The organism is Streptomyces sp. NPDC012466, from assembly GCF_042955215.1.
GTDB lineage: Bacteria > Actinomycetota > Actinomycetes > Streptomycetales > Streptomycetaceae > Streptomyces.
Genome location: NZ_JBIBEQ010000003.1, coordinates 92,913 through 112,541, shown reverse-complemented (window position 1 = coordinate 112,541; position 19,629 = coordinate 92,913). Strand labels below are relative to the sequence as shown.

Annotated in this window: 18 protein-coding genes and 2 tRNA genes; 14 read left to right on the top strand and 6 right to left on the bottom strand. The window is 71.5% G+C overall.

The window, feature by feature from the left end:
• Positions 1 to 106: 106 nt before the first annotated feature.
• The gene (locus ACFY9E_RS12890) at positions 107 to 625 is read right to left on the bottom strand and encodes an SSI family serine proteinase inhibitor (RefSeq protein WP_390982317.1); all 519 of its coding nucleotides are present in this window, start codon (positions 623 to 625) and stop codon (positions 107 to 109) included.
• Between the two features lie 185 nt (positions 626 to 810).
• Here ACFY9E_RS12890 and ACFY9E_RS12885 point away from each other — a divergent pair.
• The 4 genes from ACFY9E_RS12885 to ACFY9E_RS12870 all read left to right on the top strand — a co-directional run bounded on the left by ACFY9E_RS12885 (position 811) and on the right by ACFY9E_RS12870 (position 3,222).
• Positions 811 to 901 (top strand) — tRNA-Ser (locus ACFY9E_RS12885).
• 196 nt (positions 902 to 1,097) lie between these two features.
• Positions 1,098 to 1,170, top strand: a tRNA-Arg gene (locus ACFY9E_RS12880).
• Positions 1,171 to 1,527: 357 nt separating this feature from the next.
• Positions 1,528 to 2,763 carry a hypothetical protein gene (locus ACFY9E_RS12875; RefSeq protein ID WP_390982315.1) on the top strand — a complete coding sequence of 412 codons (1,236 nt, stop codon included), beginning with the start codon at positions 1,528 to 1,530 and terminating at the stop codon, positions 2,761 to 2,763.
• A gap of 192 nt (positions 2,764 to 2,955) precedes the next feature.
• On the top strand, positions 2,956 to 3,222 hold the full coding sequence (locus ACFY9E_RS12870) for a hypothetical protein (RefSeq protein ID WP_390982312.1): 267 nt from the start codon (positions 2,956 to 2,958) through the stop codon (positions 3,220 to 3,222).
• Positions 3,223 to 3,238: 16 nt separating this feature from the next.
• Here the strand turns inward: ACFY9E_RS12870 and ACFY9E_RS12865 are convergent, their stop codons facing one another.
• Complete coding sequence (locus ACFY9E_RS12865; RefSeq protein ID WP_390982310.1) at positions 3,239 to 3,715, bottom strand: MarR family transcriptional regulator; 477 nt, start codon at positions 3,713 to 3,715, stop codon at positions 3,239 to 3,241.
• A 96-nt stretch (positions 3,716 to 3,811) separates the two neighbouring features.
• On the opposite strand from ACFY9E_RS12865, the gene ACFY9E_RS12860 reads away from it, so the two are divergent.
• The 8 genes from ACFY9E_RS12860 to ACFY9E_RS12825 all read left to right on the top strand — a co-directional run bounded on the left by ACFY9E_RS12860 (position 3,812) and on the right by ACFY9E_RS12825 (position 13,647).
• Entirely contained in the window at positions 3,812 to 4,213 is a 402-nt protein-coding gene (locus ACFY9E_RS12860) for an HGxxPAAW family protein (protein WP_390982308.1), read from the top strand.
• Positions 4,214 to 4,271: 58 nt separating this feature from the next.
• Positions 4,272 to 5,144, top strand: coding sequence for a DUF2797 domain-containing protein (locus tag ACFY9E_RS12855; RefSeq protein WP_390982305.1), 873 nt, complete (start codon positions 4,272 to 4,274; stop codon positions 5,142 to 5,144).
• A 106-nt stretch (positions 5,145 to 5,250) separates the two neighbouring features.
• Entirely contained in the window at positions 5,251 to 5,991 is a 741-nt protein-coding gene (locus tag ACFY9E_RS12850) for a response regulator (protein WP_390982302.1), read from the top strand.
• Positions 5,988 to 7,595 (top strand): ATP-binding protein, encoded by a 1,608-nt coding sequence (locus ACFY9E_RS12845; RefSeq protein ID WP_390982299.1) that lies wholly within the window; start codon positions 5,988 to 5,990, stop codon positions 7,593 to 7,595. Before ACFY9E_RS12850 ends, ACFY9E_RS12845 begins: the two co-directional genes overlap by 4 nt.
• Before the next feature lie 14 nt (positions 7,596 to 7,609).
• Complete coding sequence (locus tag ACFY9E_RS12840; RefSeq protein WP_390982297.1) at positions 7,610 to 9,034, top strand: glycosyltransferase; 1,425 nt, start codon at positions 7,610 to 7,612, stop codon at positions 9,032 to 9,034.
• Positions 9,031 to 11,157 (top strand): glycosyltransferase family 39 protein, encoded by a 2,127-nt coding sequence (locus tag ACFY9E_RS12835; protein ID WP_390982294.1) that lies wholly within the window; start codon positions 9,031 to 9,033, stop codon positions 11,155 to 11,157. The genes ACFY9E_RS12840 and ACFY9E_RS12835 overlap by 4 nt, the downstream gene beginning before the upstream one ends.
• Positions 11,158 to 11,251: 94 nt before the next feature.
• Complete coding sequence (locus tag ACFY9E_RS12830; RefSeq protein ID WP_390982292.1) at positions 11,252 to 12,748, top strand: MFS transporter; 1,497 nt, start codon at positions 11,252 to 11,254, stop codon at positions 12,746 to 12,748.
• A gap of 119 nt (positions 12,749 to 12,867) precedes the next feature.
• Positions 12,868 to 13,647, top strand: coding sequence for a TetR/AcrR family transcriptional regulator C-terminal domain-containing protein (locus tag ACFY9E_RS12825; RefSeq protein WP_390982289.1), 780 nt, complete (start codon positions 12,868 to 12,870; stop codon positions 13,645 to 13,647).
• Position 13,648: 1 nt separating this feature from the next.
• Here ACFY9E_RS12825 and ACFY9E_RS12820 read toward each other — a convergent pair whose 3' ends face one another.
• Together ACFY9E_RS12820 and ACFY9E_RS12815 are read right to left on the bottom strand one after the other, a co-directional pair.
• Entirely contained in the window at positions 13,649 to 14,119 is a 471-nt protein-coding gene (locus ACFY9E_RS12820; protein WP_390982287.1) for a TIGR03618 family F420-dependent PPOX class oxidoreductase, read from the bottom strand.
• Positions 14,120 to 14,129: 10 nt separating this feature from the next.
• Complete coding sequence (locus ACFY9E_RS12815) at positions 14,130 to 14,423, bottom strand: STAS domain-containing protein (protein ID WP_390983664.1); 294 nt, start codon at positions 14,421 to 14,423, stop codon at positions 14,130 to 14,132.
• 275 nt (positions 14,424 to 14,698) lie between these two features.
• Between ACFY9E_RS12815 and ACFY9E_RS12810 the strand changes: the two genes are divergently transcribed.
• A complete protein-coding gene (locus tag ACFY9E_RS12810) occupies positions 14,699 to 15,421 on the top strand; it encodes an ANTAR domain-containing protein (RefSeq protein ID WP_390982284.1) in 723 nt (240 codons plus the stop codon).
• A 57-nt stretch (positions 15,422 to 15,478) separates the two neighbouring features.
• Complete coding sequence (locus tag ACFY9E_RS12805) at positions 15,479 to 16,180, top strand: ANTAR domain-containing protein (protein WP_390982281.1); 702 nt, start codon at positions 15,479 to 15,481, stop codon at positions 16,178 to 16,180.
• On the opposite strand, the gene ACFY9E_RS12800 is transcribed toward ACFY9E_RS12805, so the two are convergent.
• The gene (locus tag ACFY9E_RS12800; protein WP_390982279.1) at positions 16,163 to 16,984 is read right to left on the bottom strand and encodes a YceI family protein; all 822 of its coding nucleotides are present in this window, start codon (positions 16,982 to 16,984) and stop codon (positions 16,163 to 16,165) included. The genes ACFY9E_RS12805 and ACFY9E_RS12800 overlap by 18 nt on opposite strands.
• An 89-nt stretch (positions 16,985 to 17,073) precedes the next feature.
• Complete coding sequence (locus tag ACFY9E_RS12795) at positions 17,074 to 19,620, bottom strand: MFS transporter (RefSeq protein WP_390982277.1); 2,547 nt, start codon at positions 19,618 to 19,620, stop codon at positions 17,074 to 17,076.
• Positions 19,621 to 19,629 lie beyond the last annotated feature (9 nt).

Below are 19,629 nucleotides of genomic sequence, written 5' to 3'. Positions count from 1 at the left end.
CGGACCGGCGTGATGAGGGCGGAGAGTGGCGCATATGAGTAGGGGGCGCCGGTCGACGGACCGGCGCCCCGCTCGCTCCCCCACCGTCCCCCTGCGGGCGGACGGCTCAGGCCCTGGCGCCCGCCTCGCCCCCCACATCCGGCAGCAGCGGCACGAGCCGGTCCCAGCGGGAGATCTGGCAGCCGTCGCGGCGGTCGTACGTGGCGTCGACGGGGCGTCCGGCCCAGGTGCCGGTGACGTGCGCGGTGGCCGGTCCGCCGTACTGCATGGTGCAGAAGCCGCCTTCCGGGGCCGGTGCGAAGACGTCCTGTCCCCACCGCGTGTCCCGCTCCAGGGCGGCACAGGCGCCGCGGGGGTCCGGGTGGCTGCCGCCGTCCGGGCCGCAGTACAGCTCGAACGTTCCGTCGGCCCCGGCGCCGGCGTTGCGCACGGTGACGGTGAGGTGATCGCGGTCCGGGCCGTCGCCCGGCCGGATCGGGGACGACGGGCCGGTCCCGCCGGCCTGGGCATACGCGGCCGGGGACACCGCCGTCAGTGACCCGGCGGCGGCGACGGAGGCGGCGGCCGTGACGAGGAGGCGCCGCAGGGCGGGGCGGGCGGTGGCCCGGGGAGTGGCACGCAACATGCCCTGCCTAACGCGGCACGGCCCGGGATGTTGCGCGCGGCCCCACGGGCGGAGGTCCGCACGGGCCTGACAAGGCCTTTGCCCCGCGCCCTTCCCGCCTAGTACCGTGGGGGTCGATTGGTGACAGCACGCTCGACTGTGTCATCATCGGCACGCACCGCTCGCGCTCGCGCGGGAGTGATGCTGGAGGCGTCGCCTAGTCCGGTCTATGGCGCCGCACTGCTAATGCGGTTTGGGCCTTAAAGCCCATCGAGGGTTCAAATCCCTCCGCCTCCGCACTCGATCACGAAGCCCCGGTCAGCCGACCGGGGCTTCGCTGTCGTTGCCCCCGAAAGGGCGGCCGGAAGTGCCGTTTCCGCAGCTCACAAGGGGTGCGGCTAACGGATTTCACATGGCGGCGGCAGTCATGTAATGTTCTTCCTGTCGCCGCGAGCGAGCCGGAAGGCCCGAGAGCGGCGAAAAAACAGAACAAGCACTCGTAGCTTAACGGATAGAGCATCTGACTACGGATCAGAAGGTTGCAGGTTCGAATCCTGCCGAGTGCACACAGGTGAGAGGCCCCGGAGAGATCCGGGGCCTCTTGCGTTTCAGGGGCGCGCAGCAGCGAGGTGCAGCTGCCGCTTAGGGCTGGTCCGGATCGTTCAGCCGTCGGCCTCGGCTATCGGCGATACGGAGAGCGTCTCGCAGGGCCTCGGTCAGCCGCTCGGCGAGGTGGCGGAGATCGCCAGGCGGTTCGGGCTTCTACACGCCCAGCGGCTCCCCGACCGTCAACTCCACCGCGACTCGCGCCAGTTCGCATTACGATCACGTCGCCGCTGCTGGGCAGGACATCGTGAGGGGACGCGGACGTGAGGAGAACAGAGGGCCACGGAGGGTGCCGGTGGGGCGGGGGCACGACTGCGTTGGCTGTCGCCGCGGTGGTGCTTCCGCTCGTCGCGGGGTGTGGCGGGGGCCATGACGGCTCCGGCTCCGACGCCAAGGGCGCCAAGGCGACTGCCGGACAGCAGGGTGGGACCAAGGACGCGGGCCGGGGGAGCGGGGCCTTCCCGGACAGAGGCGTGATCGTCACCGCCTCGTGCACGGTGCCCGCGAGCAATCCGGCCAGCGTCACGGTGACGGGCTGGGATCCGACGACGTGGAAACGGACCGTCTCCCGGACCTTCACCGTCCCGGCCGAGGCCGTGGTCGCGGAGGCCGATGATGTCGCCTCCCCGCTCGTGGAGCTGTGCGCCGACAACTTCCCCGGTGTCGGCACGTCCGAGGACGGGCCGCGCGCTGTCGCCGTCACCCGGCTGCGGCAACTCTTCGACAAGGACTTCTCCCGGATGGCCGTCGTCCTCATCGATCGAGAGACCGAGGCGGCAGGGGTGGGCTATGTCGACACCAGCGGCAAGCTGACCAAGCTGTCCGGTGAACAGGGCGACGACTTCGGCGACACGCCCAAAGAGGAGAACGCCGTCTTCGCCCAGGACGGCAGTGCTGTCTGGTTCACAGAGACCGACTCCTCGGATCATGTGCGGGTCGCCAGCCGTTCCGTCACGGGAGACCACGCGGTGACCGAACAGGCGAGCGGTGATGGCAGTTACATGGACGGGGCCGGCCTTGCGCTCGCGGGCGACCCGGTGCGCGGGGTCTTCGGCAAGGAAGTCCGGATCAGTCCCGACGGGCGTAGGGCGACGGCCTTCATCACCTGGCAGGGTTACAACGTGGCCGACGTGCCACAGCGCGGTGCGCTGCTCAAGGCCGGCGGTGTGAAGGCAGATCGCGTGCCCTTCGACGCCGACTGCCACCCCAACGGCTGGGTCGACGACAAGACCGTGCTGTGCGCCCCCCGGCTCGGCAAGGCCGAGGACCCGAAGCGGAAGAACTCCTTCTGGACGCTGGACGCTTCTCGGCTCGACGGCACGGCGGATGCCCCGAAGGGCGCCCTGGGCGATCCGATCATCCCGGCGACGGATCGGAAGAACACGGTGCGGGCCATTTCGCCGGACGGCAAGCAGATGATCTTCGCCTCGCTCCAGGGCACGCGGCTCGAGTACTTCGTCTCCGCCATCACCCCCGGCGCCACCCCGAAGAAGATCACAGCAGGGGGCGCGGACAGGGCGCTGAGCGTGGGTGACGTCCTGGAGTGGCGGTAAGGGCAGCGACGCTTACGACGTTCGCCTGTCTTGGTCGCACGACGGTATGCGGTGACCGCAGCGGCGACGGCTGCCATCGCGGCGACGGCTGCCATCGCGGCGACGGCTGCCGTGGCAGCGACGGTTGCCGTAGCGGGACGCGTGGGGGCAGGGGACGCTGGAGTCGGGGGCAATGTGATGGAGAGGTGCTCCATGGCTCAGCCCAGCCCGGACCACAAGGCGCGCCCGCCGTTCCTCGCCCGGCCCGGCGTCCGCCGCTTCGCACCGTTCGTCCTGATCACCGCGGTCGCTCTGGTCTTCATCTTCGAGAACCGCTCGGATGTCGAGATCCGCCTTCTCGTGCCGATCGTGACCATGCCGCTGTGGGGAGCGCTCTTGATCGCCTGGGCGCTCGGCCTGCTCGCCTGCGTCTTCACCGTGCGCCGACGGGCGAAGCGGCACTCACGTCAGCCCAAGTAGCGACAGGGGCCCTGGTTCAGCCGGGGCGGCAGTGTTCCTCCAGGTAGGTCGCCGCCAGCGTGCTCGCACGGGTGAACCAGTCGTGCAGGACCGCGATTTCGTCCGGGGTGTAGTCCGCGAACAGGTGCGTGAGGCGGGCGTAGTACGGCTCGTAGACCTCGCGGACGCGGGCGACCGCGTCGGGCTGGGCCGCCACGCGGACGCGGCGGCGGTCCACGGGGTCGGGGCGGCGCGTGATGTAGCCGGCGCGCTCCAGCCGGTTCAGGATGCCGGTGACCGCGCCGGTGGTGACGTGGACGCGGGCCGCCAGATCGCCTGCCGTGGGGAGGTTCTCGCCGGCCTCGATGACGTAGGCGAAGCAGGTGAGGTCGGTCACACTCAGGCCCACCTGTTGGGCGATCTCATGCTGTCCGACCAGGTGAGTCGCGATGAGCTGGTCCATCGCCGACAGCGCCTGCTCCGGGGTGGCGGCCGGACGCGGCTTCGCTTGCATTCCCAGATCCCTTAGTTCGTGAGATGTTTGGGTCATAAAAGTCTTAGCAGGTGAGGGGTTCGCGGAGTCGGATCCTCGGGTGCGAGGGAGTGGCACGTGAGTGCACATCAGTATGACCACGGGCACACGGTCGCGGGGTGGGTCGGATTCGGCATCGCCACCGTCGGGGCGGGCGTGGCGGGGCTGGGCGTCTGCACCGTCTCCGGTGTGCTGATCGCGGGCGGGGCGGCGATCGGGGTCGTGAGTCTGCTCGTGACCTGGGCCCTGCATCTCGCCGGGTGGGGGAAGGGGCCGGGCGTGCGGCCCCGGGCGGAGTGGGACTGGCGCGTGCGGGACTCGGCGGCGCCGGGCGGGCACGAGGAGTGCCTGGGGTGCCGGCTGGCCGGGCGGGGCCGGCGTGCGGGGCGTGCCGGTCGCGCGGTGGTGCCGAGCATGCCCGTTCAGAGAGAAGGAGAGCTGGAGACCGCCGCTGCCGTCGGGGCCGACTCCGCACGGTGAGGCCGCTCCCGCGTCGGCCGCTCCCCGTTGTCAGTGGCGCCCCCTACTCTCGGCAGAGATGGCACAGGCATGGAAGTGCTCGGGGCTGCGCTGGTCACCCGACGGTCCCGAGCTGCTCTGGGACGGCGGGCGGCGCAGTGCGCTGACCCGGGGCAAACGCGTGGCCTTCAGCGTCGCGCAGGGGGCTGGGCGCACGTGTGTGGGGGCTCGGGGGCATGCGTGCCCGGTGAGTGCGGTCGTGCCGGGGCGCAGTACGGGGGCGCGGTGCGAGGAGTGCGCGCGGCTGGACCGCGCGCACTCGGTGGCGGCGGACACCCTCGCCGACGATCCACGGCCGTACCACGTGTATCTGGCGTGGTTCGGGCCCGGCATGGTCAAGGTCGGGATCACCGCGCGGGAGCGGGGATCCGCGCGGCTGCTCGAGCAGGGAGCCGTCTGCTTCAGCTGGCTCGGCGTCGGTCCGCTCATGGCCGCCCGGCGTACGGAGGAACTGCTCAGGGCCGCCCTGCGGGTGCCCGACCGGATTCCGTACGCCGAGAAGCGGGCCGTGCGGGCCGCGCTGCCTGAGGCCGCCGCCGACCGGGCGGGTGAGGTCGCCGAGTTGCACGAGCGGGCGGTCGCGCTCCCCGCTTGGCCGGAGTCGCTCGTGCGGAAGCCGCTGCGAGTCGTCGACCATGTCGGGGTGTTCGGGCTCGCGGGGGTGCCCGTCGCCGTCGGGGGCGTGAGCGAGCTCGTCGCCGGGGGTGCGGTGGGCGGAGAGCTGGTCGCGGCAGCCGGACCCGATCTGCACCTGGCCACCGGGGACGGCGTCGTGGTGCTCGACACCCGGCTGATGACGGGGTGGGGGCTGGTGCCCGCCACGGGGGACGGGCTGACCGTCCCCCTGCGTCCGTTCAGGGAGGCGGCGGGCGTGCAGGACGGCCTGTTCTGACCCGCCCGGCGTTCCCAGGCGTTTCCTGAGAAGCGCCTGTGTGTTTCTCAGGGAAATCACAGCTTGCCGAAAGTGTGCTCTCAGAGGCCCTCGACATCGTGTTCACATGACCACGACCTCGCCCCAGGGGCGCACCGAACTGCTCAGGCCGGACGGGAGCCCCGTCCGCGTGCTCGTGGTGGACGACGAGCCGTCGATCACCGAGCTGCTGTCCATGGCCCTGCGCTACGAGGGCTGGCAGATCCGCAGTGCCGGTGACGGCACCGGCGCGATCCAGACCGCGCGCGACTTCCGGCCCGACGCCGTCGTCCTCGACATGATGCTGCCCGACATGGACGGGCTGGCCGTGCTCGGGCGGCTGCGCCGCGAACTGCCGGACGTGCCGGTGCTGTTCCTGACCGCCAAGGACGCCGTCGAGGACCGGATCGCGGGGCTCACGGCGGGCGGCGACGACTACGTCACCAAGCCGTTCAGCCTGGAGGAGGTCGTCGCGCGGCTGCGCGGGCTGATACGGCGCTCCGGGGCCGCCGACCGGCGCTCGGACTCCATGCTGGTCGTCGGCGACCTCACCCTCGACGAGGACAGCCACGAGGTGACCCGGGCCGGGGACGACATCCATCTGACCGCGACCGAGTTCGAGCTGCTGCGGTTCCTGATGCGCAATCCGCGGCGCGTCCTCAGCAAGGCGCAGATCCTCGACCGGGTGTGGTCGTACGACTTCGGCGGCCAGGCCAACGTCGTCGAGCTCTACATCTCCTACCTGCGGCGCAAGATCGACGCCGGGCGCGATCCGATGATCCACACACGGCGCGGTGCCGGGTATCTGATCAAACCCGCGGTGTCATGAGCGGACGACGACGGCAGCGTACGCAGCAGCGGGCGGGCGGGTGGCGAGCAGGCAAGCCGCGCACGCTGCGGACGCGGCTCGTCGTCGCGTCCGTGGTGCTGGTTGCCGTGGTGTGCGCGGTGATCGGGACGGTGACGACGCTGGCCCTCAGGTCCCATCTGTACGAGCAGCTGGACGGGCAGCTCGACGCAGCCGCGTCCAGGGCCGCGCTCAGCCCACCCCGGGAGCCCGGTGACAACGGGGCCGACGGACTCGCGAAGAACAAGGGGGAAAGCCTCACCGACTTCGTCACGAGGGGGCCGCAGCCGGGCGGTACGGTCGCCGCCAAGATCGAGGGCGGCCGGATCACGCAGTCCGCGTACGGCGTTTCCGAGGACAACTTCCAGATGACCCCGCGGTCGCTGAACTCCGCTCAGAGAGCCGCACTCGCCTCCGTGCCACAGGCCGAGGGACCGCCGAGAACCGTCGACATCCCCGGCCTCGGTGAGTACCGGGTCGAGTACAAGAGCGGTGACAAGGGCAGCTACTACGTGGCCATCCCGACCACGGACGTCACCAACACCCTCAACACCCTCGTCCTGGTCGAGATCAGCGTCACCGGCGCCGGGCTCGCCGCTGCCGGTCTCGCCGGTTCCGTACTGGTCGGCGTCGCCACCCGCCCCCTGCGCCGTGTCGCCGCCACCGCCACCCGGGTCTCCGAACTGCCCCTGCACACCGGCGAGGTGAACCTCAGCGAGCGGGTCCCCGACTCCGAGACCGACCCGTACACCGAGGTCGGTCAGGTCGGTGCCGCGCTCAACCGGATGCTGGACCACGTCCACGGGGCGCTGCACGCACGGCAGCGCAGCGAGACGCGCGTCAGACAGTTCGTCGCGGACGCCAGTCATGAGCTGCGCACTCCGCTCGCCTCGATCCGCGGGTACGCCGAACTCACCCGGCGGGGACGCGAACAGGTCGGCCCCGACACCCGGCACGCCCTGGGCCGCATCGAGTCCGAGGCCGGCCGGATGACCCTCCTCGTCGAGGATCTGCTGCTGCTCGCCCGGCTCGACGCCGGACGGCCGCTGCAGTTCGAGCAGACCGACCTCGTCCCGCTCGTCGTGGACACCATCAGCGACGCCCGGGCGGCCGGCCAGGACCACAACTGGCGGCTCGACCTGCCCGACGAGCCCGCGCTCGTCTCGGCGGACGCGGCCCGGCTGCAACAGGTGCTCGTCAACCTGCTCGGCAACGCGCGCACCCACACACCGCCCGGGACGACCGTCACCGCGCGGGTGCGGCGGCGCGAGGGATGGCTGTACGTGGAGGTCGAGGACAACGGGCAGGGCATCCCCGCCGAGTTGCTGCCGCACGTCTTCGAGCGGTTCGCGCGGGGCGACTCCGCGCGCTCCCGCGCCACCGGCTCGACCGGTCTGGGCCTCGCCATCGTGCAGGCCGTGGCCGGTGCGCACGGCGGTGCCGTGACGGTCGACAGCGTGCCCGGGCGGACCGTGTTCACGGTGCGTCTGCCCGCCCTGCCGCCCCGGCCGGAGCCGGATCCGAGGCGGCAGTGGCACTCACAGGCACGCCACAGCGTCACCACACGGGCCCAACAGGGCGCCTGACGAAAGTCGGTTCCATGCGAACCGACTCTTCTCCCGGCACCCTGCCGGCGCGGGAGCACCTCCCGGCCGCACCAGCCGGTACGCCTGTCCTGGACGTAGTGATCCCCGTCTTCAACGAGGAGAAGGACCTCCAGCCGTGCGTCCGCAGACTGCACGAGCATCTCGACCGGACGTTTCCGTACGCGTTCCGCATCACGATCGCGGACAACGCCTCCACGGACACCACCGCGCAGGTAGCGGGGCGGCTGGCGGCGGAGATCCCCGAGGTCACCGTCTTCCGCCTGGAGCAGAAGGGCCGCGGCCGGGCGCTGCGGGCCGTCTGGTCGGCCTCGGACGCCCCGGTCCTCGCCTACATGGACGTGGACCTGTCCACCGACCTCAACGCCCTGCTCCCGCTGGTGGCTCCCCTGATCTCCGGCCACTCCGACCTCGCCATCGGCTCCCGGCTGGCCCGCAGTTCGCGGGTGGTGCGCGGCCCCAAGCGGGAGTTCATCAGCCGGGCCTACAACCTCATCCTGCGCGGCTCGCTCCAGGCGCGGTTCTCCGACGCCCAGTGCGGCTTCAAGGCGATCCGCCGGGACGTGGCGCAGGTGCTGCTGCCCCTCGTCGAGGACACCGGCTGGTTCTTCGACACCGAGATGCTGGTGCTCGCCGAGCGCGCGGGCCTCAGGATCCACGAGGTGCCGGTGGACTGGGTCGACGACCCCGACTCGACGGTGCACATCGTCAAGACCGCGACCGACGACCTCAAGGGCGTGTGGCGGATCGGCAGGGCGCTGGCCACCGGCTCGCTGCCGCTGGACCGGCTCGCCCGGCCGTTCGGCGACGACCCGCGCGACCGTGACATCAAGGACGTGCCGACGGGACTCGCCCGCCAGCTCGTCGGATTCTGCGTGGTCGGCGCCCTGTCCACCCTCTTCTACCTGCTGCTCTACAGCGGCTTCCGGGTCTTCACCGGCTCCCAGGTCGCCAACGCCCTCGCCCTGCTGGTCTCGGCGGTCGCCAACACCGCGGCCAACCGGCGGCTCACCTTCGGGGTGCGCGGGCGCGGCGGGGCCGTACGGCACCAGGCGCAGGGCCTGGTCGTCTTCGGCATCGGGCTCGCCCTGACCAGCGGCTCGCTCGCGGCACTGAACGCGGCGTCCTCCGAGCCCGCGCACTTCACCGAACTGGCCGTCCTCATCGCCGCCAACCTCGCGGCGACGGTCCTGCGCTTCCTGCTCTTCCGGGCCTGGGTGTTCCCGGACCGGCGCGAGGACGACTCGCCGTCCGCCACCCGGTACGGCACCGCCCCCGCCGGCTCCACCTCCTACGGCACCACCCCCTACGACACCGCACGGTTCCGCGCCGGTGAAGCCGCGGACGGCACCTGGCGGGAGGCCACCCCGCACCTGCAGCCGGTGCGCCCGCACGACACCGACGCGAGGGACTTCCGATGACCGTCCACTTCGACCGACCGGCCACCCACGCGGACACGAGTCCCGGCAGCCGGACCCACCCTCCGGCCCCCGCACCGGCCCATGCCGCCGACGCCCCCAAGAGGCCCTTCGCGCAACGGATCCGGCGGGGCCGGCCCGAGGACCCCCGCTGGGCCCGCCCGGCCTTCCTCGCCCTGCTGCTGGCGACGGCCGTGCTCTACCTCTACAACCTGAGCGCCTCGGGTTACGCCAACTCCTTCTACTCGGCGGCGGTACAGGCCGGCAGCCAGTCCTGGAAGGCGTTCTTCTTCGGCTCGCTCGACGCGGCGAACGCCATCACGGTCGACAAGCCGCCGGCCGCCCTGTGGCCCATGGCCCTCTCCGTGCGGCTCTTCGGCCTCAGCTCCTGGGCGATCCTCGCGCCCGAGGTCCTCATGGGCGTCGGCACGGTCGCCGTCGTGTACGCGGCCGTCCGGCGCCGGTTCAGCCCCGCGGCCGGACTGATCGCGGGCGCCGTGCTCGCGCTCACCCCCGTCGCGGCGCTGATGTTCCGCTTCAACAACCCCGACGCGATGCTGGCGCTGCTGATGGCGGTGGCCTGCTCCCTCGTCATCCGCGCCCTGGAGGACGGCCGCACGAAGTGGCTGCTGTGGGCCGGTGCCGCGATCGGCTTCGCCTTCCTCGCCAAGACCCTCCAGGCCTTCCTGATCCTGCCGCCGCTCGCCCTCGTGTACGGCGTCTGCGCCCCGGTGACGGTGAAGAAGCGGATCGGGCAGCTCGCCGCGGGTCTCGCCGCGATCGTCGTCTCCGGCGGCTGGTGGGTCGCGATCGTCGAACTCTGGCCCGCGTCCTCCCACCCCTACATCGGCGGCTCGCAGAACAACAGCTTCCTGGAACTGACCTTCGGCTACAACGGCCTGGGGCGCCTCAACGGCGACGAGACCGGGAGTGTCGGAGGAGGCGGTGGCGGCGGGAACGGCGGCGGCAACTGGGGCGTGACCGGCTGGGACCGGCTGTTCGGCTCCTCCATCGGCGGCCAGATCTCCTGGCTGATCCCGGCCGCGCTGATCCTGCTCGTCGCCGGACTGGTCGCCACGGGCAGGGCCCGCCGGACCTCCGCGACCCGGGGCGCGTTCCTGGTGTGGGGCGGCGCGCTGCTCACCACCATGCTCGTCTTCAGCTACATGCAGGGCATCTTCCACGAGTACTACACGGTCGCCCTCGCCCCCTACATCGCCCCGCTGGTCGGCATGGGCGCGTCGCTGCTCTGGGAGAAGCGCGACGAGGCGTGGGCCTCGCTGAGCCTGGCCACCGCCATGACGGCCACCGCCGCCTGGGGATACGTCCTGCTCGACCGCTCCTCCGACTACCTGCCCTGGCTCAAGTGGTTCGTCCTGGTCGGCGGTCTGACGGCGGCCCTCGGCCTGATCTTCGCCGGACGGCTGGGGCGCCGGCTGGCCCTGGGAGCGGCCGGGCTGGGCCTGGTCGCCGCGCTGGCCGGTCCGGCGGCGTACACCCTGACCACCGTGAACGAGGGGCACACCGGTTCGATCGTCACGGCGGGTCCGGCGGTCGCGGGCGGCCGCGGCGGTCCGGGCGGTGGCGGTGCTCCGGGCGGCGGCGGATTCCCGGGCGGCGGGCAGAACCAGCAGGGCCGGAACCAGCAGAACGGCAACGGCTTCCCCGGAGGCGGGTTCCCCGGCGGGCAGAACCAGCAGGGCCAGGGCCAGAACCAGCCGAACGGCGACGGCGGCCGCATGGGCGGCGGTGGCGGTGTCGGTGGCCTGCTCAACGGCGCCGGCGTCACTTCCGAGGCCAAGAGGCTCCTGGAGACCGACGCCGACCGGTACACCTGGGCCGCCGCGGCCATCGGCGCCCAGAACGCGGCGAGTTACCAGCTGTCCACCGGCGATCCGGTGATGGCCGTAGGCGGCTTCAACGGCACGGACCCGTCCCCGACGCTGGCCCGGTTCAAGGAGTACGTGGCGGACGGAGAGATCCACTACTTCATCGCCTCCGGCGGCATGGGCGGCAGCGGTGACGGCACGGCCTCCCGGATCAGCTCCTGGGTCGAGGCCAACTTCAAGAAGGTCACGGTCGGTTCGAGCACCTTCTACGACCTCACACAGAAGGCGAGCAGCTGACACGTCCCTGACCGGGCGAAGGGCGGTGGCCGCAAGCCACCGCCCTCCGAAACTCTGTTGTACGCCGTATAGGAACTGTTCTACGGTGTACAGCATGACGACGTCCCCCCAGGAAAAGGCCCCGCCGCACATCGCGTCCGGCGGCCATCCCCAGCGCTGGCTGATCCTCGGTGTCATCTGCCTCGCGCAGCTCACCGTGCTGCTCGACAACACGATCCTCAACGTGGCGATCCCCTCGCTCACCCGCGAGATGGACGCCTCGACCGCCGACGTCCAGTGGATGATGAACGCCTACTCCCTGGTGCAGTCCGGCCTGCTCCTCACCGCGGGCAACTCCGCCGACCGCTACGGCCGCAAGCTGATGCTGATGTCCGGCCTGGCGATCTTCGGCGTCGGCTCGCTGGCGGCCGGCCTGTCCCAGAGCCCGGCCCAGCTGATCGCGGCCCGTGCGGGCATGGGCGTCGGCGGTGCGCTGCTGATGACCACGACCCTCGCCGTCGTCGTGCAGATCTTCGACGACCAGGAGCGCGTGAAGGCCATCGCGCTGTGGTCGACGGTCAGTTCGCTCGGCTTCGCGGCCGGGCCGCTGATCGGCGGTGTGATGCTGAACCACTTCTGGTGGGGCGCGATCTTCCTGATCAACATCCCGGTCGCCGTGCTCGGCCTGGTCGCGGTCGCCGCGCTGGTGCCGGAGTCCAAGCACAAGACGGGCGACCGGCCCGACCTGCTCGGCGCGGTGCTGTCGACCATCGGCATGACGGCCGTCGTGTACGCCATCATCACCGGGCCCGAGCATGGCTGGACCTCCTCGCGGGTGCTGGTCTCCGCGCTGATCGGCGCGGTGGTGCTCGGCCTGTTCGTGCTGTGGGAACTGCGGACCGAGCACCCGATGCTCGACATGCACTTCTTCCGCAACCAGAAGTTCGTGGGCGCGGTCGCGGGCGCGATCCTCGTGGCGTTCGGTATGACGGGGTCGTTGTTCCTGCTCACACAGCATCTCCAGTTCGTCCTCGGGTACGAGCCGCTGGACGCCGGGCTGCGGACGGCGCCCCTGGCGCTGACCGTCGTCGCGCTCAACTTCACGGGAGTCGGGGCGAAGCTGGTCCTGAAGGCCGGGACGCCGGCGGCCATCGCGCTCGGCATGACCCTGGTGTCCGCGGGGCTGGCGGCGATCGCGCTGCTCGGCGGCCACGGGTACGGAGGCATGCTGCTCGGGCTGATCGTGATGGGGGCGGGAGTGGCACTGTCCATGCCGGCGATGGCCAACGCGATCATGGGGGCGATCCCGCCGGAGAAGGCCGGAGTCGGAGCGGGGATCAACGGGACGCTCGCGGAGTTCGGCAACGGGCTGGGCGTCGCGGTGCTCGGTGCCGTGCTCAACTCGCGGTTCGCGTCGCTGGTCACCGTGTCCGCGGCGTCGCTGCCGGCGGCGCTGGCAGCCGCCGACTCGGCCGAGGAGAAGGCCAGGATCTCCGACGCGTTCGCCTCAGGCCTGGAGACCAGTCAGTTGGTGGGGGCGGTCGCCGTGCTGGCGGGCGGGCTGGTCGCGGCGGCGTTGCTTCGGCGTGCCGAGCGGGCAGAGTCCGCCTAGGAGCTCGGGCGACCGGCCAGTAGGGCGGCCGCGGGTCGTTGTGGCTGGTCGCGCAGTTCCCCGCGCCCCTGAGGGGGCGCCTAGCATGGCCGGCGTCAGAAAGATGAGGAAGGTGCGCCATGGCGAAAGCCGCCCGGCAGGATCAGCCGCGGTCCAGTGTCTGGCTGGAAGGCAAGGCGCACCGGCGTCGGGGCGGGGGCCAGCCGTCGGGGCTGGACCGGGAGCGGATCACCGGGGTGACGGTCCGGCTGCTGGACGCCGAGGGCCTGGCCAAGTTCTCCATGCGGCGGCTGGCCGGCGAGCTGAACGTCACCGCCATGTCCGTCTACTGGTACGTCGACACCAAGGACGACCTGCTCGAACTCGCCCTCGACCAGGTGATGGGCGAGGTGCGGCTGCCCGATCCGGACGCCGGTGAGGACTGGCGGGACCAGGTGCGGGCGCTGGCCCGGGAGTACCGGACGCTGCTGGTGCGGCACCCCTGGGTGTCCGCGCTGGTCGGGGTCTTCCTCAACATCGGACCCAACAGCCTGGCGTTCTCCCGGGTGGTCCAGCGTGTCGTCCGCAGGACCGGGCTGCCCGCGAAACGCCTGACGAGCACGATCTCGGCCGTCTTCCAGTTCGTCTACGGCTACGGCACCCTGGAAGGCCATCTCGCCTCCCGGGCAGCAGCCGGCGGCATGAGCGTGGACGAGTACTTCCAGCAGGCCCTGGACACCGTGACCGCCGCCCCGCAGGCCGCCGACGTCCTCCAGGAGTCCCGGGAGATCATGGCGGCGCGCGGCGGCGACACGGTCGCCGAGATGCTGGAGCGCGACTTCGAGTTCGCGCTGGAACTGCTGATCGCGGGCATCGAGGCGATGGTCACCCGTGAGCGTGACGCCGCCGGGGAGAGTTGACCTACTCCCCTTCCACCAGTCGCGCCGGGAAGCCCCCGGTCGCCACGGGCCCCCACCGCTCCGGCGTGATCCGGATGATCGACTTGTTCTGCTTGAGCATGGCCGCGCGGTACTCGTCCCAGTCGGGGTGCTCCCCGGCGATGTTCCGGTAGTACTCCACGAGCGGTTCGACGGAGTCGGGGGAGTCGATCACCTCGGCCGTGCCGTCGACCTGGACCCAGGGGCCGTTCCAGTCGTCGCTGAGCACGAGCAGGCTCACGCGGGGGTCCCGCTTGGCGTTGCGGGTCTTGGCGCGCTCCGGGTAGGTGGAGACCACGATCCGGCCAGAGTCGTCGACACCGCAGGTCAGCGGGGAGCTCTGGGGGCCGCCGTCGGCGCGCCGGGTCAGCAGGACGGCGTGGTGCCGGGGCCGGACGAAGTCGAGCAACTCGTCGAGGGAGACGCGGGTGTTCGTCGCGATGTTCGGTGCCATGTCCGGCAGCCTACGACGCCATCGCTTCGGCGAGGTTGTCGTACACGGGCACGTCCCGGCGCAGGCCGGTCAGCTCCAGGACACGGCTCGTGATCCCCTCCGGCCGGGCCACCAGGCGCACCCGGGCCCCGGGTCGCAGCCCCTGCCGTACGTCGTTGATGAGGCTGATGCCCTGGGAGTCCATGAAGGAGGTCGCGCTCAGATCGAGGACGAGGACCTCCAGCCGGTCGCCCCGGGCGCGGGCCGCCGACATGACGAGCGGCAGCAGCCGCGCCGCGTTACAGAAGTCGATCTCGGCGGGCATGGTGAGGTGGACGCGGCCGGGGAGGTCGCGCGGTTCTGTGGGATTCGTGAAGAAGGTCACGGCACTCACCTGGCAGACGTTCGTCCGGATTCCGGTAAGGCCGCTTCCTGACCCGTGGGGCCATTCCACCATGCGGGGGGCGGCCGGAGGAAGCGCCCGCTGCGGCGTCGGCCGGACGTCACTTGGAGGCAACCGAACAGTTAGAGTGCTGTCCGTCCTGTGCTCGCAGTCGGGAATGTGCTGCGGAGCTCTCCTGCGCACGGCCATGGCCGTGCATGCCGAAGAGGTTCGTGGTGGCTGCGTCCGAGTTTCCTGATTTGCCCCGTTATCCGGCTGGCGTCGAGCTGGCCGAAGCTCTCACGGTGGCTTCTCAGCAACTACACGAAACCCTCACGCCGCACAGTGCGCTGAGCACGGCGGTCCGGCTGGCCGTGCACCTCATGCCGGGCGCCGAGCACGCCGGCATCTCCGTGATCGAGCGCGGCAGCAAGATGCGCACGCTCGCCTGGACCGACGAGGTCGTGCGCTCCGCCGAGAACCGGCACACCGGTCGCGAACAGCACGGCCTGTGGGACCTGTTGTGGAACAGCCCGGTGGCGCGGATAACGGACAGCGAGGCCGACGACGGCTGGGACGTACTGGCCGACCTGGGGCTGCGCTCGGCGCTGGCCCTGCGGCTGCGCGCCGACCGCCGCCGGCTCACCGTGCTCACCGCCTACGCGAGCAAACCGGGCGTCTTCGACGAGGACGCGACCCGCATCGGCCGGCTGTTCACCGCGCACGTCAGCATCGCCCTGGACTCCGCGACCGTGCGCGAGCAGCTCACCGAGGCCATGCACACCCGCGACCTGATCGGCCAGGCCACCGGCATCCTCATGGAACGCCAGGGCATCGACGCCTCGGCGGCCTTCGAGAGCCTGGTGCGCGCCTCCCAGCGGGAGAACGTGAAACTGCGCGATCTCGCCCGCCGGATCGTCGGCGCTCACAACACCCCCTGAGGTGGGGTGAATTACGGAGAAGGCGTGTTCGGATGCTGACGGGATAGACGTACGGTCATGAGTTCCGAGACGTCCGACACGCTCGACCAGGCGATGGCGCGCAGCAGCGGTCTGGACACGCTGCTGCGTGATCTGACCGACCGCGCGGTGCAGGAGGTGCCCGGTGCCGTCGCGTGCAGCATCACCGTGCGCCGCGCCGGGCGGCTGCTCACCCTGGCCGGCAGCGAGGGCATGCCCAGCGGCCTGGACCTGCGCCAGTACGAGAACGGCTCGGGGCCCTGCGTCGACGCGGCGGAGACCGGTGAGGAGCAGTACGCCCCGGATCTGGCGGCGGAGTCGCGCTGGCCGCCGTACACGGAGTACGCCCTGTCCACGGGCGTCCGCTGTGTGCTGGCGGTGCCGGTCGCCGTCGAGGGCGGCAGCGGCGCCGCGATCAACTTCTACGGCGTCGGCGCGCAGGACCTGGGCACGGGCCGGGAGGCGGCCCGTGCCTTCGCCGCCCGGGCGGGGGACGCGATCGACATGGCGCTGCGCATCGAGAACCGGCGGCAGTCCGCGGCCGACGTGCGCACCGCGCTGCTCTCCCGCAGCGTCATCGACCAGGCGGTCGGCATCCTGATGGCCCGGGAGCGGATCGACGCGCGGATCGCCCTGGAGCGGCTGCGCCGGGTCTCGCAGGACCGCAACGTCAAGCTCCGTGACCTGTGCGGTCAGTTGGTGGCGAAGGTGTCCGCGCCGGACTCACGCCGCCGGCAGTGACTCGCCCTGCACGGCCTGGATGTCCAGTTCCACCTTCAGCGTCGTGCCGATGGCGGCGATGCCGGCCTGCAGGACCTGGTTGTAGTTCATCGCGAAGTCCTCGCGGTGCAGTTCGGTCGTGGCGCGGAACGCGGCGCGGGTGCCGCCCCACGGGTCCGGGCCCGTGCCGAGGTAGGCCAGATCGAGGTCCACGGGCCGTACGACTCCGTGCATGCCCAGCTCGCCGTGGACGGTCCACCGGTCGGAGCCGGTCGCCGTCAGTCCCGTCGACCGGAAAGTGATCTCCGGGAACCGCTCGACGTCCAGGAAGTCCGGCGACTTCAGATGCCCGTCGCGCATGCCGTTCCCGGTGTCGATGGACGCGGCCCGGATCACCGCCTCGACACGCGACTTGGTGACGTCGTCCGGGGCGATCTCGATCGAGCCGGAGAACTCGGTGAACCGGCCGTGCACGCTGGAGATGCCCAGGTGCTGTGCCACGGCGGCCACGCTGGAGTGCACCGGGTCGACGGTCCACGGACCGGGCGGCGGCAGCTCGGTGCCGCCCTGCCGGGCCAGCGTCACCGAACCGACCTCGGCCCGACCGCTCGCCGTGACGATCACGCTGGAGGCCGCGGGCGCGTACCCGACGGCCGTGACGATGACGGTGTACGCCCCCGGCTCCATCGGCGTCGCGTCCCGCACGGCGCCCTCCGCGTCGGCCTCGGCCCGCAGCACCTGCGCGCCGGTCATGTCCGCCACCGTGACGACCGCGTGCGACACGGCCCATCCGTCCCGGGTACGGATCCTCGCGGTCAGTCCCATCTCACTAACTCCTCAACAAGAAACCGGCCCGCGACAGGGGGCGCACCGCCGCTCGGAGCGCGCCACCCGTCACGGGCCGGGGTCGGTTGCTACTCGCCGGGGTGGGCGAGTTCGATGTCGTGGGCGTCGGTGCCGGCGCCCGTGACCGTCAGGGCGGTCGCCACCGGCGGGTAACCCGTGGCGATGACGGTGTACTCGCCGCCGTCCAGGTCGGTGAAGGCGTACGCCCCGTCCGTCCCGGTCGTGGCCGAGCCGACGACGTTGCCCGCCTGGTCGACCAGCGTCACCCGGGCGTCGGCCAGCGGGCCGTGCGGGGCGCGGACCACACCCTGGACGCGGGCGCCCGAGTCCAGGTCGATCTCGACCCGGGTGACCCCGGTGCCGCCCACCTCGACGGGCAGGGCGCGCGGCCGGTACCCGGCGGCGTTCACCGCGACGGTCACCGCCCCCGGCACCAGCTCGGCGAAGGAGAACTCGCCCTGCTCGCCCGTGATCCCGTTGGCGAGCAGGTCCCCGCGCACGTCGGTCACGATGACCATGGCGTCCTTGACGGGCTGCCCGTTCTCGGCGGCCCGCACCAGGCCGGTCAGCCCGCTGGTGCCGCTGAGCAGGATGTCGTAGGCGACCGGCTCACCGTTCACCACGACCGTGGACGCCTGAGGCTGGAAGCCGTCGGCGGAGGCGATCAGGACATACGAACCGGAGCCCGGGGCGTCCACCGCGTACGAGCCGTCGGCCTGCGCCACGGACCGGCCCAGCTGGCGCCCGGCCAGCGAGATCAGCGTGACGGCGGCCTGCGGCACGGGCGCGGACTCGGCGCCGCGGACGAAACCGCGGACCGGAACACCGCCCCCACCGGACGCGGACTCCCCGGCGGGAGCCGCCGTGGCGACGGCGGCGAGCCGCTGCGTCCCCTCGGGCCCGGTCCCGTCGGCGGCCGCGGTCTCGGCCACGGCCCAGCTCGGCGCGGCCTTCTCCGCCGCGGAAGCCTCGGTGGCCGCTTCGGCCGGAGCCACGCCAGGCGCCTGCGAGTCGGAGGCCTGCGCCAGTCCGCCCTTCGTCTTCAACGGGACCTCCTTGATGAACAGCGCCACCAGCAGCGCGAGCAGCGCCATCGGAGCCGAGTAGAGGAACACGTCCGCGACGCCGTGGCCGTAGGCGCTCTCCACCACGGTGCGGATCGGCGCGGGCATCGTGCTCAGGTCGGGGATGCCGCCGCCGCCCGTGCCGGCGTGACCGAGGGCCGCGCCCTTGGGGCCGAGGTCGGCGAGGCCGTCCTTGACGTAGTCGGTGATCCGGTTGCCCAGGACCGCGCCCAGGGCGGAGACGCCCACCGCACCCCCGAGGGACCGGAAGAAGGTCACCGTGGAGCTTGCGGCACCCAGGTCGCCCGGCTCCACCTGGTTCTGCGTGCACAGCACCAGGTTCTGCATCATCATGCCGATGCCGAGACCCAGCAGCGCCATGAAGATCGCTATATGCCAGTACTCGGTGTCGTACCGGATCGTGCCCAGCAGACCGAGGCCCGCGGTCACCAGCACACCGCCGGCGATCAGCCACGCCTTCCAGCGCCCGGTCCGGGTGATGACCTGGCCGGAGACGGTGGAGGAGACGAACAGACCCGCGATCATCGGGATCGTCATGACGCCGGACATCGTCGGCGACTTGTCCCGGGCCAGCTGGAAGTACTGGCTGAAGAAGACGGTCCCGGCGAACATCGCGACACCGACGAACAGCGAGGCCAGCGAGGCCAGCGTGATGGTGCGGTTGCGGAACAGCCGCAGCGGGATGATCGGCTCGCTCGCCTTCGCCTCGACGAGGACGAACAGCGCCAGCAGCACCAGGGAACCGCCGACCATCGCGTACGTCTGCCAGGACACCCAGTCGTACTTGTCACCGGCGAAGGTGACCCAGACCAGCAGCAGGCTGACGGCCGCCGTGATGAAGAAGGCGCCGGCCCAGTCGACCTTGACCTTCCGCTTGACCACGGGCAGGTGCAGGGTCTTCTGCAGCACGATCAGGGCGATCACGGCGAAGGGCACGCCGACGTAGAAGCACCAGCGCCAGCCGAGCCAGTCGGTGTCGGTGATGACACCGCCGACCAGCGGGCCGCCGACCATGGCGGTGGCGAAGGTGGCGCCGAGGTAGCCGTTGTACCGGCCGCGCTCACGCGGCGAGATCATCGCCGCCATGATGATCTGGGCCAGCGCGGACAGACCGCCCATGCCGATGCCCTGGACCGCACGGAAGGTGATGAGCATGCCCGGGTTCTGGGACATGCCGGCCGCCGCCGACCCCAGCACGAAGATGACCAGCGCGAACTGGATCAGCAGCTTCTTCGAGAACAGGTCGGCGAGCTTGCCCCACAGCGGGGTGGACGCGGTCATCGTCAGCAGGGACGCGGTCACGACCCAGGTGTAGGCGCTCTGGCCGCCGCCGAGGTCACTGATGATCCGGGGCAGGGCGTTGGAGACGATCGTCGACGACAGGATCGCGACGAACATGCCGAGCAGAAGGCCGGTGAGGGCCTCCATGATCTGCCGGTGCGTCATCGGAGCGCCGTCGCCGGAGGAGCCGTGGGAGCCTCCCCCGTGCTTGGCATGAGCCCGCACACCGGCTGGTGTGGTCGTTGCCATGGGCTTCCT

What these genes read in the sequence shown, in the direction of transcription:
- ACFY9E_RS12890 (WP_390982317.1), bottom strand. Translation starts at nt 625, where the DNA reads ATGTTGCGTGCCACTCCCCGGGCCACCGCCCGCCCCGCCCTGCGGCGC.
- ACFY9E_RS12870 (WP_390982312.1), top strand. Translation starts at nt 2,956, where the DNA reads ATGGCTCAGCCCAGCCCGGACCACAAGGCGCGCCCGCCGTTCCTCGCC.
- ACFY9E_RS12865 (WP_390982310.1), bottom strand. Translation starts at nt 3,715, where the DNA reads ATGCAAGCGAAGCCGCGTCCGGCCGCCACCCCGGAGCAGGCGCTGTCG.
- ACFY9E_RS12855 (WP_390982305.1), top strand. Translation starts at nt 4,272, where the DNA reads ATGGCACAGGCATGGAAGTGCTCGGGGCTGCGCTGGTCACCCGACGGT.
- ACFY9E_RS12850 (WP_390982302.1), top strand. Translation starts at nt 5,251, where the DNA reads ATGACCACGACCTCGCCCCAGGGGCGCACCGAACTGCTCAGGCCGGAC.
- ACFY9E_RS12845 (WP_390982299.1), top strand. Translation starts at nt 5,988, where the DNA reads ATGAGCGGACGACGACGGCAGCGTACGCAGCAGCGGGCGGGCGGGTGG.
- ACFY9E_RS12840 (WP_390982297.1), top strand. Translation starts at nt 7,610, where the DNA reads ATGCGAACCGACTCTTCTCCCGGCACCCTGCCGGCGCGGGAGCACCTC.
- ACFY9E_RS12835 (WP_390982294.1), top strand. Translation starts at nt 9,031, where the DNA reads ATGACCGTCCACTTCGACCGACCGGCCACCCACGCGGACACGAGTCCC.
- ACFY9E_RS12830 (WP_390982292.1), top strand. Translation starts at nt 11,252, where the DNA reads ATGACGACGTCCCCCCAGGAAAAGGCCCCGCCGCACATCGCGTCCGGC.
- ACFY9E_RS12825 (WP_390982289.1), top strand. Translation starts at nt 12,868, where the DNA reads ATGGCGAAAGCCGCCCGGCAGGATCAGCCGCGGTCCAGTGTCTGGCTG.
- ACFY9E_RS12820 (WP_390982287.1), bottom strand. Translation starts at nt 14,119, where the DNA reads ATGGCACCGAACATCGCGACGAACACCCGCGTCTCCCTCGACGAGTTG.
- ACFY9E_RS12815 (WP_390983664.1), bottom strand. Translation starts at nt 14,423, where the DNA reads ATGCCCGCCGAGATCGACTTCTGTAACGCGGCGCGGCTGCTGCCGCTC.
- ACFY9E_RS12810 (WP_390982284.1), top strand. Translation starts at nt 14,699, where the DNA reads ATGCCGAAGAGGTTCGTGGTGGCTGCGTCCGAGTTTCCTGATTTGCCC.
- ACFY9E_RS12805 (WP_390982281.1), top strand. Translation starts at nt 15,479, where the DNA reads ATGAGTTCCGAGACGTCCGACACGCTCGACCAGGCGATGGCGCGCAGC.
- ACFY9E_RS12800 (WP_390982279.1), bottom strand. Translation starts at nt 16,984, where the DNA reads ATGGGACTGACCGCGAGGATCCGTACCCGGGACGGATGGGCCGTGTCG.
- ACFY9E_RS12795 (WP_390982277.1), bottom strand. Translation starts at nt 19,620, where the DNA reads ATGGCAACGACCACACCAGCCGGTGTGCGGGCTCATGCCAAGCACGGG.